This window comes from Burkholderia sp. AU30280 (assembly GCF_020420125.1).
Classification (GTDB): Bacteria; Pseudomonadota; Gammaproteobacteria; order Burkholderiales; family Burkholderiaceae; genus Burkholderia.
Genome location: NZ_JAIZRY010000012.1, coordinates 110,315 through 123,928, shown reverse-complemented (window position 1 = coordinate 123,928; position 13,614 = coordinate 110,315). Strand labels below are relative to the sequence as shown.

The 13,614-nt window shown below is 68.9% G+C and carries 11 protein-coding genes; 4 read left to right on the top strand and 7 right to left on the bottom strand.

From position 1 onward, the window contains the following. The first annotated feature begins 219 nt into the window (after positions 1-219). The gene (locus LGN17_RS25825; RefSeq protein ID WP_226199241.1) at positions 220-648 is read left to right on the top strand and encodes a pyridoxamine 5'-phosphate oxidase family protein; all 429 of its coding nucleotides are present in this window, start codon (positions 220-222) and stop codon (positions 646-648) included. A 99-nt stretch (positions 649-747) separates the two neighbouring features. Here LGN17_RS25825 and LGN17_RS25820 read toward each other — a convergent pair whose 3' ends face one another. Then, positions 748-2,361 (bottom strand): MFS transporter, encoded by a 1,614-nt coding sequence (locus LGN17_RS25820; protein WP_226199239.1) that lies wholly within the window; start codon positions 2,359-2,361, stop codon positions 748-750. 155 nt (positions 2,362-2,516) lie between these two features. On the opposite strand from LGN17_RS25820, the gene LGN17_RS25815 reads away from it, so the two are divergent. After that, complete coding sequence (locus LGN17_RS25815) at positions 2,517-3,401, top strand: LysR family transcriptional regulator (RefSeq protein ID WP_175969848.1); 885 nt, start codon at positions 2,517-2,519, stop codon at positions 3,399-3,401. Between the two features lie 63 nt (positions 3,402-3,464). Here LGN17_RS25815 and eutC read toward each other — a convergent pair whose 3' ends face one another. The 4 genes from eutC to LGN17_RS25795 all read right to left on the bottom strand — a co-directional run bounded on the left by eutC (position 3,465) and on the right by LGN17_RS25795 (position 8,858). Continuing rightward, positions 3,465-4,256, bottom strand: coding sequence for an ethanolamine ammonia-lyase subunit EutC (eutC, locus tag LGN17_RS25810; protein ID WP_226199237.1), 792 nt, complete (start codon positions 4,254-4,256; stop codon positions 3,465-3,467). Then, positions 4,253-5,650, bottom strand: a complete 1,398-nt coding sequence (locus LGN17_RS25805; RefSeq protein ID WP_226199236.1) for an ethanolamine ammonia-lyase subunit EutB — start codon at positions 5,648-5,650, stop codon at positions 4,253-4,255. Before LGN17_RS25805 ends, eutC begins: the two co-directional genes overlap by 4 nt. An 89-nt stretch (positions 5,651-5,739) precedes the next feature. Beyond that, positions 5,740-7,152 (bottom strand): ethanolamine permease, encoded by a 1,413-nt coding sequence (eat, locus tag LGN17_RS25800; protein ID WP_175969845.1) that lies wholly within the window; start codon positions 7,150-7,152, stop codon positions 5,740-5,742. 242 nt (positions 7,153-7,394) lie between these two features. Then, positions 7,395-8,858 (bottom strand): mechanosensitive ion channel, encoded by a 1,464-nt coding sequence (locus tag LGN17_RS25795; protein ID WP_226199235.1) that lies wholly within the window; start codon positions 8,856-8,858, stop codon positions 7,395-7,397. A gap of 276 nt (positions 8,859-9,134) precedes the next feature. Between LGN17_RS25795 and LGN17_RS25790 the strand changes: the two genes are divergently transcribed. Further along, on the top strand, positions 9,135-10,013 hold the full coding sequence (locus tag LGN17_RS25790; protein ID WP_226199234.1) for an AraC family transcriptional regulator: 879 nt from the start codon (positions 9,135-9,137) through the stop codon (positions 10,011-10,013). A 115-nt stretch (positions 10,014-10,128) separates the two neighbouring features. On the opposite strand, the gene LGN17_RS25785 is transcribed toward LGN17_RS25790, so the two are convergent. Together LGN17_RS25785 and LGN17_RS25780 are read right to left on the bottom strand one after the other, a co-directional pair. Further along, the gene (locus LGN17_RS25785) at positions 10,129-10,494 is read right to left on the bottom strand and encodes a zinc ribbon domain-containing protein (protein ID WP_226199233.1); all 366 of its coding nucleotides are present in this window, start codon (positions 10,492-10,494) and stop codon (positions 10,129-10,131) included. Between the two features lie 10 nt (positions 10,495-10,504). Continuing rightward, entirely contained in the window at positions 10,505-13,060 is a 2,556-nt protein-coding gene (locus tag LGN17_RS25780; RefSeq protein ID WP_226199232.1) for a heavy metal translocating P-type ATPase, read from the bottom strand. Between the two features lie 81 nt (positions 13,061-13,141). Here LGN17_RS25780 and cadR point away from each other — a divergent pair, with 81 nt between their 5' ends. After that, the gene (gene cadR / locus LGN17_RS25775) at positions 13,142-13,573 is read left to right on the top strand and encodes a Cd(II)/Pb(II)-responsive transcriptional regulator (RefSeq protein WP_226199230.1); all 432 of its coding nucleotides are present in this window, start codon (positions 13,142-13,144) and stop codon (positions 13,571-13,573) included. The last annotated feature ends 41 nt before the right edge of the window (positions 13,574-13,614 follow it).

The window sequence follows — 13,614 nt, the reverse complement described above, 5'->3', positions numbered from 1 at the left end:
CCCCAGCCGGCCCGCGGGCGCACCGTGCCGTGTTCATCGATGCCGCACGGCGGGTGTGCCGATTCTGAACAGCGCGACTGCGCCGCGCGCCGGCGTGGTGTTCGAAATTTCCACACTGCGCAGGCGCGCCTGCGCGCGGAGGCAGGCCACGCGGCGTGGCATGTCGCTTGCGTGCGCGATGCGCATTCCCACGCAACGGCGTGCGCGCCGGACCCCACCATGAACGACCGCGGCCCCCTGACCGACGACGCCATCGCGTTCATCCGCGAGCAGGCGTTCCTGATCGTCGCGACCGCCGACGCGGACGGCAACAGCGACTGCTCGTACCGCGGCCGCCAGCCGCGCGCGGACGGCTCGTTCGAGCCGCTCGTCGACATGCCCGACCGCCGCACGCTCGTACTGCCCGACTTCGCGGGCAACAACCTGTTCAACACGATCGGCAACCTGCTCGTGAATCCGGCCATCGCGCTGCTGTTCGTCGACTTCGTGCGGCAGACGACCTGGCTCGTGCAGGGCCGCGCGACGATCGACGAGGCGGCGGAAAAACGCGCGCACGTGTGGCCCGCCGCGCGGCGCTATGTGGTGGTCGAAGTGGAACGGGCGCAGGCACGAGCGGATGCGACGCTGCCGCCGCTGGTGCCGGCGTGATGCGCGTGACGGATCGTCAGCGTGCGAATGCGGCGATGACGAAACAAGACGGCACGCCGGCCGCCGTGGCCGGAGTACCCGTGCGCGGCGACGCGCGGCTCAACGCCCGTGCGTCTGCGCACACGCCGCTTCGATCCGGCTGCGCACCGGCACGTCGGCATGCGCGTGCTCGTCGGTATCGTCACCCGTTTCAGCCGCCGCCTGCCGCCCGCCGAGAAACGCAAACACCACCCCCGCGCACAGCACCGTAACGACCGCCAGCCCGATCAGCAACCGATCGAACGCATGCGCGTAACTCGCGAGCAGCGCCGCATGCCCGACACCCGGCAGCGCCGCCGCCGCACCCGCGAGATCGCCGGTCGCGAGCCGCGCAGCCGCACGCAGCGTCGCGTCGGGCGTGCCGGCAGCACCCGCCGCCTGCGCCAACCCCGCCCGCGCGAGCGCGGCCAGCACCGCACCCACGATCGCGAGCGCGATCCCCTCGCCGGCCACGCGCGTCGTGCTGAAGATCCCCGTCGCCATCCCCGCGCGCTCCTTCGGCACGACGCTCACCGACAGCCCGTCCATCAGCCCCCACGGCATCCCGGCGCCGACGCCGATCGCCACCATCGGCGCGATCGCCGCAGGCCCCGCGCCGCCGCGCAGCGCAATGCCCAGCCACACGAGCCCGGCTGCCGCGATCAGGAGCCCAAGCCCCGAGATCACGCCGGCCGACAGCCAGCGCGTGAGCGTCGCGGCGACGAACGGCACGACCAGCATCGGCGCGGAAATCGCGAGCATCAGCCAGCCGGCGTCGATCTCGCTGAAACCGTCGATGCCGATGAAGCGCAGCGGCAACACGACGAGCAGCACGATATAGCAGCAGCAGGTCGACACCGGCAGCACCTGCACGCCGACGAAGCGCGCGATCCGGAACAGCGACAGGTCGAGCATCGGCCGCGCGACCCGCGTCTCGATCACGACGAACGCGCAGGCGCCGAGCGCCGCGCCGGCCAGCAGCGCGATCACCAGCGGGCTCGACCAGCCGCGCGCCGGCGCCTCGATCACGCCGAACGTGAACAGCGTCAGCGTGGTGGTGAACGCGGCCGTGCCGGGCCAGTCGAGCCCCGTCGCATGCGGGTCGCGCGACTCGTGCATGCGCGGCAGCCCGAATACGAGCGACAGCCCGCCGGCCACCGCGCTCGTGACGAAGATCGCGCGCCAGCCGACATGCCCGATCAGCGCGCCGGCGAGCACCGGCCCGAACGCGAGCCCGATGCCGAAGGTCGTGCCGAGCAGGCTGAATGCGCGCGTGCGCGCCGCGCCGTCGAACTCCTGCGCGAGCGCGGCCGTGCCGCCCGCGAGCGCCGCGGCTGCCGCGAGCCCCTGCGCGGCGCGCAGCAGGTCGACCGCGAGCATCGACGGCGCGAACGCGAGCGCGACCGACATCAGCGTGAAACCGCCGACGCCGATCGCGAACAGCCGCTTGCGGCCGAACTGGTCGGCCAGCGCGCCGGCCGCCATCAGGAAGCTGCCGAACGCGAGCATGAACGCGTTGGTGATCCAGTTCATCGCGACCGTGCCGCCGTGCAGGTCGCGGCCGATCGCCGGCGTCGCGACCGCGCCGCCCGAAAACGACAGCGGCAGCGCGACGGCGGCCATGCAGACGGCGGCCAGCACCCACGCGCGCCGGCGTGCCGACGGGTCTGAAGCGGCTGAAAAAGGGTGATCCATCATCGCTCCTCGAAAAGCCGGCGCGGATGCGCCGCCAGAGCGACAGAAGATAAATCCGATTCAATCCGCGAAAAACCACGCGAAGTTCCGCATATAACGGACTAAAATTCCGCAATTCATTCGACTACGCGCGTCGGCGCACGCCCTTCGATTCGATGGACAACCTGACCGGCATCGTCGCCTTCGTCCGCACCGCGGAAGCGCTGAGCTTCGTCGCCGCCGGCCGCGCGCTCGGCATCTCGGCGTCGGCGGTCGGCAAGACGATCGCGAAACTCGAGCAGTCGCTCGGCGTGCGGCTGTTCAACCGCACGACGCGGCGCGTCACGCTCACCGAAGAAGGGCGGCACTTCTACGAACGCTGCCAGCGGATCCTCGAGGATTTCCGCGATGCGGAGGCGACTGTCACGGCGTCGGCGCAGCGCCCGCGCGGCAAGCTGCGCGTGAGCCTGCCGGTGATCGGCTACCGGTTCCTGCTGCCGGTGCTGCCCGAATTCCGTCAGCGCTACCCGGACGTCGAACTCGATCTCGATTTCAACGACCGGATGGTGGATGTCGTCGAAGGCGGCTTCGACGCGGTGATCCGCAGCGGCCCGCTGTCCGATTCAAGCCTGATGTCGCGGCGGCTCGGCCCGTTCGCGTTCGTGCTGTGCGCGACGCCCGCGTATCTCGCCCAGGCCGGCACGCCGCGCACGCCGCGCGATCTCGAAACGCACGAGTGCGTGCGTTACTGCTTCCCGACCACCGGCAAGCTGCAGGACTGGGCGCTCGCGGCCGACGACGGCACGCCGCTGAAACTGCGCACCGCGCTGACCTGCAACAACATGGAAGCGCTGCGCGGGACAGTACTCGCGGGGCTCGGCATCGGCTACATGCCCGACTTCCTCGCGCACGACGCGCTCGAACGCGGCGCACTCGTCACCGTGCTCGACGACTACCGGATCGCGCCGGGGCAATTCTCGATCGTGTGGCCGTCGAGCCGGCAGTTGTCGCCGAAGCTGCGCGTGTTCGTCGATTTTCTGTGCGAGCGGCTGTTCAGGTAGCCCCCCGCAAACCGCTCGAACTGCGCGAATTCCGCCGCGCACCAGCGGCCCGCACGGCCCTTTTCAGTCCGCCCCGATCCGCTCCGCCTGCGCCTGCGGCAGCAACGCATCGCTGTCGTCCTTCAGCCCGACGCCCGTCAGCTGGAGCCTGCGCGCATGCGTCATCAGGTAATGCAGCTTGTGCGCGGCCGCCGCGTAAGGCAGCCCTTCGGGCCGCACGTTCGAGATGCAGTTGCGCAGCGCGTCGTGGCAACCGACCTTCGGCGCCCACGTCAGGTACACGCCGAGGCTGTCCGGCGAGCTGAGCCCCGGCCGTTCGCCGATCAGCATCGCGACGACCTTCGCGCGCAGCAGCTCGCCGATCTCGTCGCCGAGCGCGACGCGCGCCTGGGTCGCGACCACCACCGGGCCGATCCGCCAGCCGTCCGCCTCGAGCCGCGGCCGCACCGCCTGCAGCAACGGCAACGCCTGCTTCGCGGCCGCGAACGCCGACAGCCCGTCACCGACCACGAACACGACGTCGGGTGCGTCGTCGAGCGCCGCGCCGCAGCCGGCCAGCAGCCCGCGACTGTCATCCGACAGCTTGCGCCCGAGGTCGGGCCGGCGCAGGTAGTGGTCGCGGTCCGGCGCGGCGCTCTGCACGCCGAGCGTCGGTAACCCGCATGTCTCGATCTCGCGCCGCAGCGCGTCCGCATCGAGCGGCTGGTGCACCGCGTCGCGCGCCTGCGCATGCGACAGGTTGAACGCGAGCAGCGGCGCGGTCGGCAGGCTGTTGCCCGCGCGACCGAGCGCGATCCGTGCGTTCGTGAACGACTTCAACTGCGCCCACGGGTTCTTTTCGACGGCGTCGCTCATCCCGAAATCCCCATCCAGTCGTTCGCGCCCGCGAGCAGCGGCACACGCGACGTCGCGGCGCGCAATGCACCGTGTGCGTCGGCGATCTCCATCGTTTCCAGCCACTCCTCGAATTCCGGCGCGCGGCGCAGGCCGAGCACTTCGCGCACGTACAGCTGGTCGTGGAACGACGTGCTCTGGTAGTTCAGCATCACGTCGTCCGCGCCCGGAATGCCCATGATGAAGTTGATGCCGGCCGCGCCGAGCAGCGTCAGCAAGGTATCCATGTCGTCCTGGTCGGCTTCCGCGTGGTTCGTGTAGCAGATGTCGCAGCCCATCGGCACGCCGAGCAGCTTCCCGCAGAAGTGATCCTCGAGGCCCGCGCGGATGATCTGCTTGCCGTCGTACAGGTATTCAGGGCCGATGAAGCCGACCACCGTGTTCACGAGGAACGGCTCGAACTTGCGCGCCACCGCATACGCGCGCACTTCGCAGGTCTGCTGGTCGACGCCGAAGTGCGCGTTCGCCGAGAGCGCACTGCCCTGCCCGGTCTCGAAGTACATCAGGTTGTTGCCGACCGTGCCGCGCTTGAGCGACAGCGCGGCCTCGCGCGCCTCGCCGAGCAGCGCGAGCGAGATGCCGAAGCTCGCGTTCGCCTTCTCGGTACCCGCGATCGACTGGAACACGAGATCGACCGGCGCGCCCTTCTCGATCGCCGCGATCGTGTTGGTCACGTGCGTGAGCACGCACGACTGCGTCGGCACGCCGTAGCGCTCGCGGAACCCGTCGATCATCGCGAGCAGCTTCACGATCGCCGCGAGGCTGTCGGTGGCCGGGTTGATGCCGATCATCGCGTCGCCGCAGCCGTACATCAGCCCGTCGAGCATCGAGGCGGCGATGCCCTTCACGTCGTCGGTCGGGTGGTTCGGCTGCAGCCGCACCGACATCCGGCCCGGCAACCCTACCGTGTTGCGAAAGCGCGTGACGACGCGGCGCTTCCTCGCCGCCGCGATCAGGTCCTGGTTGCGCATCAGCTTCGACACGGCCGCGACCATCTCGGGCGTCAGGCCCGGTGCGATCCGTTCGAGCGCCGCGCCGTCGGCCGCCGGCGACAGCAGCCAGTTGCGGAAATCGCCGACGGTCAGATGCGAGATTTCCGCGAACGCGGCAGCGTCGTGATCGTCGACGATCAGGCGCGTGACCTCGTCGTCTTCATACGGGATCACCGCTTCGTTCAGGAACGCCTTCAGCGGCACGCCCGCGAGCGCGATTTTCGCGGCGACGCGCTCCTCCTCGCTCGCCGCCGCGACACCGGCGAGCTGGTCGCCGGAACGCAGCGGGCTCGCCTTCGCGAGCAGCGTCTTCAGGTCCGCGAAGCGGTACGTGCGCGGGCCGATCGTCTCCGTATAGGACATCTGCGAGTCTCCTTGCCAAAAGCCGACGGCGCGCCCGTTCGACGGGGCGCGCCGGATGCCGTCAGGAACGGCCGTTCACCGTCACCGGCTCACTCCTCCAGCAGCACGTCGCCCGGCGCACTCGCACGCTGCGAACGCGTCGCGAGGAAGTACGCGTAGCCCACCGCGAGGAAGCCGACGAACACCAGCGCGACCAGCCCGTTGAAGACCACCATCGTACCGAGACAGACGAGCGCCGCCAGAATCGCGAATGCCGGGAAGATCGGGTACAGCGGTGCACGGAACGGCCGCGCCATGTTCGGCTGCGAGCGGCGCAGCTTGAACAGCGACGCCATGCTCACGATATACATCACGATCGCACCGAACACCGACATCGTCACGATATTCGCGGTCAGCGTCTGGCCGCCGAACTGGATCAGCTCGTCGCTGTAGATCGCCGCGATGCCGACCACGCCGCCCGCGAGGATCGCGCGATGCGGGGTCTTGAAGCGCGGATGCACCTTCCCGAGCCACTCCGGCAGGTAGCCTTCGCGGGCCAGCGCGAAGATCTGGCGCGAATAGCCGAGGATGATCCCGTGGAACGACGCGACCAGCCCGAACAGCCCGAGCCACACGAGCATGTGCATCCAGCCGCTGTTCGCGCCGACGATGTACTTCATCGCCTGCGGCAACGGGTCGTTGATGTTCGCGAGCTTGGTCCAGTCGCCCGCGCCGCCGGCGAACACCATCACGCCGATCGCGAGTGCAACGAGGGTCAGGATCCCGGCGACATACGCGATCGGGATCGAGCGCTTCGGGTTCTTCGCCTCCTCGGCCGCCATCGCGACGCCCTCGATCGCGAGGAAGAACCAGATCGCGAACGGGATCGCCGCGAACATCCCGTGGAACGCGCCCACGCTGAAATGATCGGCGCCCGACCAGCCGCCCTTCATGAAGTTGCTCCACGCGAAGCCCGGCGACACGACGCCCATGAACACCAGCAACTCGAAAATGGCGAGCAGCGTGACGACCAGCTCGAAGGTCGCGGCGATCTGCACGCCGACGATGTTCAACGCCATGAACACGAGATACGCGCCCATTGCCGCATGTTTCGGCTCGAGCCCCGGGAACTGCACGTGCAGGTACGCGCCGATCGCCAGCGCGATCGCGGGCGGCGCGAACACGAACTCGACGAGCGTCGCGGCGCCGGCAAGATAACCGCCGGTCGGGCCGAATGCGCGGCGCGCATACGCGAACGGGCCGCCCGCGTGCGGGATCGAGGTCGTCAGCTCGGTGAAGCTGAAGATGAAGGTCGTGTACATCGCCGCGACGAACAGCGCGGTGACGACGAAGCCCAGCGTGCCGGCGCTCGCCCAGCCGTAGCTCCAGCCGAAGTATTCGCCGGAAATCACGAGGCCGACCGCGATGCCCCACAGTTGCCAGGTCCCGAGCGTCTGCTGCAGCGCGGGCTGGCCGGACGACTTGGCGCCGGCGGCGGGCCGGCCATTCGACTCTGCTTTCATCGGACTCTCTCCTCAAAGACGCCGGGCCTGGCGGCCTGCGCGACTGAGAATCGATGCTAGAGAGTCATTAAACGACGTGTTATCGAAATTCGGCAAAGATCGCGGCTGACATTTCGCTGACGGGAATGCCGGCCCGGCCGGTCATGCGACGCGCGCCGATGTGCCGGGCGCGCACGCCCGGCCGCCCCCTGCGGGCCGGCGCCGCCGGCCGCGCGAAGCGGCCGGACGGGCACGCGGCAGGCTTACTGCCCGCCGCCGCGCTGGTTGAACCAGCGATCGAGCAGCTTGCCGGCCGCTTCGCGCCCGCCAAGACCGAACGACAGCGCCACCGCCACCGCGATCGCGCCGAGCACGAGGCCGAACGCGAGCTGGACGATCTCGTTCGCGATGCCCATCGCGCGCAGCCCCATCGCGAACACGAGGCCGAGGATCGCGAATTGCGCGATGCGCGCGAACAGCACGCTGTGCTCGCGGTCGGCCTGCTCGATCACGCGGCGCGCGAGGCCCGCGAGCCACACGCCGATCACGAGGATCACGCCGCCCATCAGCACGTGGCCGCCGAATTCGATGAACAGCGTGACGACGTCGCGCACCTGCGAGAACCCGAGCCGGTTCGCCGCTTCGACCGACGCGAACAGCATCGCGAAGAACACGATCAGCCGCGCCACCAGCACCGACGGCTGCAGGATCCCCGAGAACACGCGCTCGACGCCGAGCACGGCCGGCAGCCCGTCGGCGCCCGCGGCTTCCAGCAGCTTCTGCGCGAGCGACGCGACGAAGCGCGCGAAGTAGAACGTCACGAGCACGATCACGATCGCCGCGACGATGTCCGGCACCGCGCCGAGGAACTGGTTCAGCATGTTGGTGGCCGGCACCGAGATCGCGTCGATCTTCAGCGCGTCGAGCGCGGAGATCAGCGTCGGTACGAACACGAACACGTAGACGATCGTGCCGATCAGGCTCGACACGCGCACCGGCGTCGGGCTGTCGAGACCCTGCGTGAGGCGGTCGGCGCCCGCGGCGACGAGCAGGTTCGTCACGAGGCCGCGCAGCACACGCGCGACGATCCAGCCGACCAGGCCGATCACCGCGGCCGCGAACAGGTTCGGCACGATCGCGAGCAGCTTGTCGACCATCCCCTGCACCGGCGACAACAGCCCCGACAGCGCGAACGACGCGAGGATCGCCGGCAGGAACATCAGGATCACGAGCCAGAACAGCACGTCGCCGAGATAGCCGCTCATCGGCCGCATGCCGGCGCCTTCGGACAGCTTGTCGTCGATCTTGCTCGCCTTCAGCGCGCGGTTCGCGAGGCTGCGCAGCAGCGACGCGATGAGCCACGCGATCAACGTCAGCGCCGCGCCGCCGATCAGGTTCGGCAGGTAGTTGACGATGTGCGTGACGAGCAGCGAGAACGGGTTGGAGACCGCGTACAGGTTGAGCACGTTGAAGATGCCCACCGCGGTGACGAGCAGCACGAGCCAGAACAGGCCGCCTGCGATGATGCGCTCGACGCAGGCGCCCTGGCCGGTGCTTTCGTTGATCCGCTGATCGACCTTCAGCGCGCCGAGCAGGCGCATCGCGCCGGCCCGCACCACGACGGCGATCAGCCAGCCGATCACCAGGATGCCAATCGCGCCGGCGATCTTTGGCAGATATCCCCCTAGCGTGGCCTGCAGCGACGTGATGAAGCTGGAAGCATCCATTTCTTCTTCTCCCGAAAACGTGGTGTTGCGATTGAACATCGACGAACTACCTGCGTACTTTCGAAAACGCGCTGCCCCGATGGAGCAACTTACCCGAGAAAAATGACGCGATCACCCGATTTCACCGTCTTTAACTTTAGTCATAGATCGCAGGGGGGCAAGACCCCATTTCGTCGCAATAAATAGGGGCCCGATTCGCCGGCTTCTACGCATTTCCGCAAGATTTATCAATCTGGCCCGTGCTACCGTGACGTCGGTTCCCGCCCGGACACGCCGATGACCGTCGAAACGAAACCCGACCAGCCCGCCTGGCTCCGTTACGCGGCCAGCGTGGCGCGCGTCCACGAGTACATTCGCGCGCACCTCGACGGCCCGCTCGACCTGAACCGGCTTGCCGAAGTCGCGTGCCTGTCGCCGTATCACTGGCAGCGCGTCTATCGCGCGCTGTACGGCGAGTCGATCGTGCTGACGGTGCGGCGGATGCGGATCGTGCGCGCGTCCGAGGATCTCGTCTGCACGACGCGGCCGATCGACGAAATCGCGCGGCGCGCGGGCTACGGTTCGACGCCCGCGTTCACGCGGGCGTTTCGCGACGCATACGGCGTGCCGCCCGTGCAGCACCGGCGCACGGGCAGCCACCGGCCCATCTATCCGTTACAGCGAGGAGAAGAAGATATGTTCAAGCATGAAGTCGACATCCGGCAGCTACCCGAATTACACGGCTACGCGGTAGCGCACACCGGTTCGTACTTGAAGGTCAGCGAAGCGTTCATGCGGATCGGCGCGTGGGTCGGGCAGCACGGGTTGATCGGCCCCGGCGCGAAGATGATCGGCATTTATTACGACGATCCGGACACGACGCCCGAAGCGCAGTTGCGCGCGAAGGCCTGCTTCATGCCGACCGACAGCGCGCCGGACATCGAACCCGCGCCGCCGGTGGAGCGCGTGACCGTGGCGGGCGGCGAATATGCGGTGCTGTTGCATACGGGGCCGTATGCGGACCTGAAGACGGCCTACCAGTGGCTCTACGGCGACTGGCTGCGTCACTCGGGCCGCGAAGCCGCCGACGCGCCGCCGTTCGAGCTGTACCTCAATACGCCGATGGATGCGGCGCCGACCGACCTGCGCACCGAGATCTACCTGCCGCTGCGCTGATCGAAGGGCCGGGGTGCCGGGGCGAGCCGGCGCGCTGTTCCAGGACGACGCCCGTTGCAGGCACCACGCTCTCGGCGACGGTTCTGATGCGGGCAATCACGCCGGAGATCGCCCGTTATCCGGCCTGCGTCCCGCAGCCCGGGCAGAAACGCGCGTCGGCAGCCAGCGCCGCGTGGCACCGGCTGCAAGCCTTGGCGCGCTGCGACGCGCCGCACTGCGCACAGAACCGCGCATCCGCCGCATTGAGCGCGCCGCAGCCCGCGCACGCAAGCTGGCTCAGCGGTACGTTGCCGCCCTGGCCACCCTGCCCGTCGGCCGGCGCCTGCCAGCCCCAACCGTAACGATCGCGGCCGCGCGCATCGTGGCCGCCACGCCCGTCCCGGCGCTGCCCGCCGTGATGCCCGCCTGCGCTTGCGCTGTTGCCATGCCCGCCGCCATGGCCACCGCCGTGGCCGCCCAGGATTCGTTTCAGAAAGCTCATCGCGTGCTCCTCAACGCTTGGCCTGCGCGCCGCCGAACGCCCCGGAGGACGACAGCAGCCGCAAACCGTTGGCCACGACGATCAGGCTTGCGCCCGCGTCGGCGAAGACCGCCATCCACATCGTGCCGAGCCCCGCGACCGTGAGGCCGAGGAACACGATCTTCACGCCGAGCGCGAAGCCGATGTTCTGCACCAGGACACGATGCGTCGCACGCGACAGCTGCACGAACGCGGGGATCTTGCGCAGGTCGTCGTCCATCAGCGCGACGTCGGCCGTCTCGATCGCCGTGTCGGTGCCCATCGCGCCCATCGCGAAACCGATGTCGGCACGCGCGAGCGCCGGCGCGTCGTTGATCCCGTCGCCGACCATCCCGACCGCGCCCGCGCCACTCGCCGACAGTTCCTCGACCGCCGCGAGCTTGTCTTCCGGCAACTGGTTGCCGCGTGCGTCGTCGATGCCGGCCTGCCGCGCGATCGCCTGCGCGGTATGCGGGTTGTCCCCGGTCAGCATCGCGGTGCGGATGCCGAGCGCATGCAGATCGGCGATCGCTTCGCGGCTCGTGTCCTTGATCGTGTCGGCCACGGCGAAGATGCCGAGCACGCGCGCTTCGTCGACCAGCACCACGACGCTCTTGCCCTGCCGCTCAAGCGCATCGAGCTTCGCCTCGAGGGCCGTCGAGCAGCGCTCGAGTTCCTCGACGAGCCGGTGGTTGCCGAGCCAGTAGCGCGTGCCGTCGATCGCGCCGCGCACGCCGCGCCCGACGATCGCTTCGAAGTCCTGCACATCGGCGAAGGCGGTCGCGCCGGCGTCGCGGGCAGCGGTTGCGATCGCCTGCGACACCGGGTGATCGGAGCGCGCCGCGAGGCTCGCGCCGAGATGCCGGACACGTGCCGCATCAGCGTCGTCCGCATGCAGGTCGAAGTCGGTCTGCACCGGCTTGCCGTGCGTGATCGTGCCGGTCTTGTCGAGTGCGAGCCACGCGAGCTTGCGCCCTTCTTCCAGGTACACGCCGCCCTTCACGAGAATCCCGCGCCGCGCCGCGGCCGCGAGCCCCGACACGATCGTCACCGGCGTCGAGATCACCAGTGCGCACGGGCACGCGATCACGAGCAGCACCAGCGCACGGTAGATCCAGTCTTGCCACGCACCGCCCATGACGAGCGGCGGCACCACCGCGACCAGCAGCGCGACCGCGAACACGATCGGCGTGTAGACGCGTGCGAACTGGTCGACGAAGCGCTGCGTCGGCGCCTTCGCACCCTGGGCTTCCTCGACCGCATGGATGATCCGCGCGAGCGTCGAGTGGGCCGCGACGGCCGTCACGCGATATTCGAACGAACCCGATTCGTTGATCGTGCCCGCGTACACGGCGTCGCCGGTCGTCTTTTCGACGGGCAGGCTCTCGCCGGTGATCGGCGCCTGGTTCACCGTCGAGCGGCCCGCGACGACTTCGCCGTCCAGCCCGATCCGCTCGCCCGGTTTCACGCGCACGACCGCGCCGAGCGCCACCCGCGCGGCCTCGATCGTGCGCCACGACCCGTCGGCGTCCCGCACGGTCGCGGTGTCCGGCGCGAGCCGCATCAGGCCCTGGATCGCATTGCGCGCCCGGTCGAGCGACTTCGCTTCGATCAGCTCGGCGATCGTGAACAGCACCATCACCATCGCGGCTTCCGGCCACTGGCCGATCGCCATCGCCCCCGTCACCGCGATGCTCATCAGCGCGTTGATGTTCAGGTTGCCGTTGCGGATCGCGATCCAGCCCTTCTTGTACGTGGTGAGCCCGCACGCGAGCACCGCCGCGAGCGCGAGCGCCACCGACAGCCACATGGGCAGGCCGGCCCAGGTCGCGCCTTCGGACGCGATCGCGGCGACGCCGGCCAGCGCCAGCGGCCACCACGGCTTCGCGGGTGCGTCGGCGACGCGCTGGGCCGGTGCGCCGGCCGTTGCCGCCTCGGGCGTCATCCCGAGCGTGCGGATTGCGCTTTCGATCGCCGGCTGCGCGCCCGGCACGTGCTCGACGGTCAGCATCCGCTGCATCAAGTTGAATTCGAGTGCCGACACGTCGCTCATCCCGCCGAGCTTCTTGCGGATCAGCGTTTCCTCGGTCGGACAGTCCATCTGCATGATCCGGAACGCGGAGCGCACGTGGCCCGACGCGGTCGCCTGCGCGACCGGCAGCGGCGCGAGCGTCAGCGCGGCTGGCGCGCAGCAGTCGCCGGCGGCGTGGTCGTGGTCGTGGTCGTGGTCGTGGTCGTGGTCGTGACCGGCATGGTCGTGCGCGCGCGCGGCGCCATGCACATGCTTGTCGTCGTGTGCATGATCGTGGCCGGCATCGCCATGCTTGGCACGCCCGTGCGAGCACGATGCCCCATGCACATGCGCATCGTCGTGTGCAAGGTCGTGGTCGTGGCCGCGCGAGGCAGCCTTGCCGTGCGCGTGCTCGCCGGCCGCCGGCACAGCGTCGGCAACGGTCGCCAGCTGCGTGTCGCGCGGGTCGGCGCAGCACGTATCGGCGTCGTCGGCATGACGGTGTCGTGAGTCGTGGGTACGCTGGGCATCGGTCATGACAACCTCCTCTATGGCTTGACGGTGTAGAGTAAACACCCTGAAGCCACTACAAGGTCAACCCTTACACGGGAGAAAGGCATGAAGATTGGCGAACTGGCCAAAGCGGCCCGCTGCACACCCGAGACGATCCGTTTCTACGAGAAAGAGGGGCTGATGCCGGATGCGGAGCGCACCGACTCGAACTACCGCAACTACACCGACGCGCATGTCGAACGGCTGCGCTTCATTCGCAACTGCCGCGCGCTCGACATGGCGCACGACGAAATCCGCGCGCTGCTGCAGCTCACCGACATGCCTGCCGATCCGTGCGATTCGATCAATTCGCTGCTCGACGAACACATCGGGCACGTCGACGCGCGCCTCGCCGAACTCACGCATCTGCGCAACCAGCTCATCGAATTGCGCCGCCAGTGCGTCGGCGAGCATTCGGTCGAGGATTGCGGCATCGTGCACGGTCTCGCGACGATGGAAACCGTCGCCCCGGCCGCGAAACGCTCGCACCTCGGCTGAAACCCTTGTGAAATATGATAGTCTGGTTGAGAATAGTCATA

Excerpts from the sequence above, each read along its gene's own strand:
- LGN17_RS25825 (WP_226199241.1), top strand. The coding sequence starts at position 220 with ATGAACGACCGCGGCCCCCTGACCGACGACGCCATCGCGTTCATCCGC.
- LGN17_RS25820 (WP_226199239.1), bottom strand. The coding sequence starts at position 2,361 with ATGGATCACCCTTTTTCAGCCGCTTCAGACCCGTCGGCACGCCGGCGC.
- LGN17_RS25815 (WP_175969848.1), top strand. The coding sequence starts at position 2,517 with ATGGACAACCTGACCGGCATCGTCGCCTTCGTCCGCACCGCGGAAGCG.
- eutC (WP_226199237.1), bottom strand. The coding sequence starts at position 4,256 with ATGAGCGACGCCGTCGAAAAGAACCCGTGGGCGCAGTTGAAGTCGTTC.
- LGN17_RS25805 (WP_226199236.1), bottom strand. The coding sequence starts at position 5,650 with ATGTCCTATACGGAGACGATCGGCCCGCGCACGTACCGCTTCGCGGAC.
- eat (WP_175969845.1), bottom strand. The coding sequence starts at position 7,152 with ATGAAAGCAGAGTCGAATGGCCGGCCCGCCGCCGGCGCCAAGTCGTCC.
- LGN17_RS25795 (WP_226199235.1), bottom strand. The coding sequence starts at position 8,858 with ATGGATGCTTCCAGCTTCATCACGTCGCTGCAGGCCACGCTAGGGGGA.
- LGN17_RS25790 (WP_226199234.1), top strand. The coding sequence starts at position 9,135 with ATGACCGTCGAAACGAAACCCGACCAGCCCGCCTGGCTCCGTTACGCG.
- LGN17_RS25785 (WP_226199233.1), bottom strand. The coding sequence starts at position 10,494 with ATGAGCTTTCTGAAACGAATCCTGGGCGGCCACGGCGGTGGCCATGGC.
- LGN17_RS25780 (WP_226199232.1), bottom strand. The coding sequence starts at position 13,060 with ATGACCGATGCCCAGCGTACCCACGACTCACGACACCGTCATGCCGAC.
- cadR (WP_226199230.1), top strand. The coding sequence starts at position 13,142 with ATGAAGATTGGCGAACTGGCCAAAGCGGCCCGCTGCACACCCGAGACG.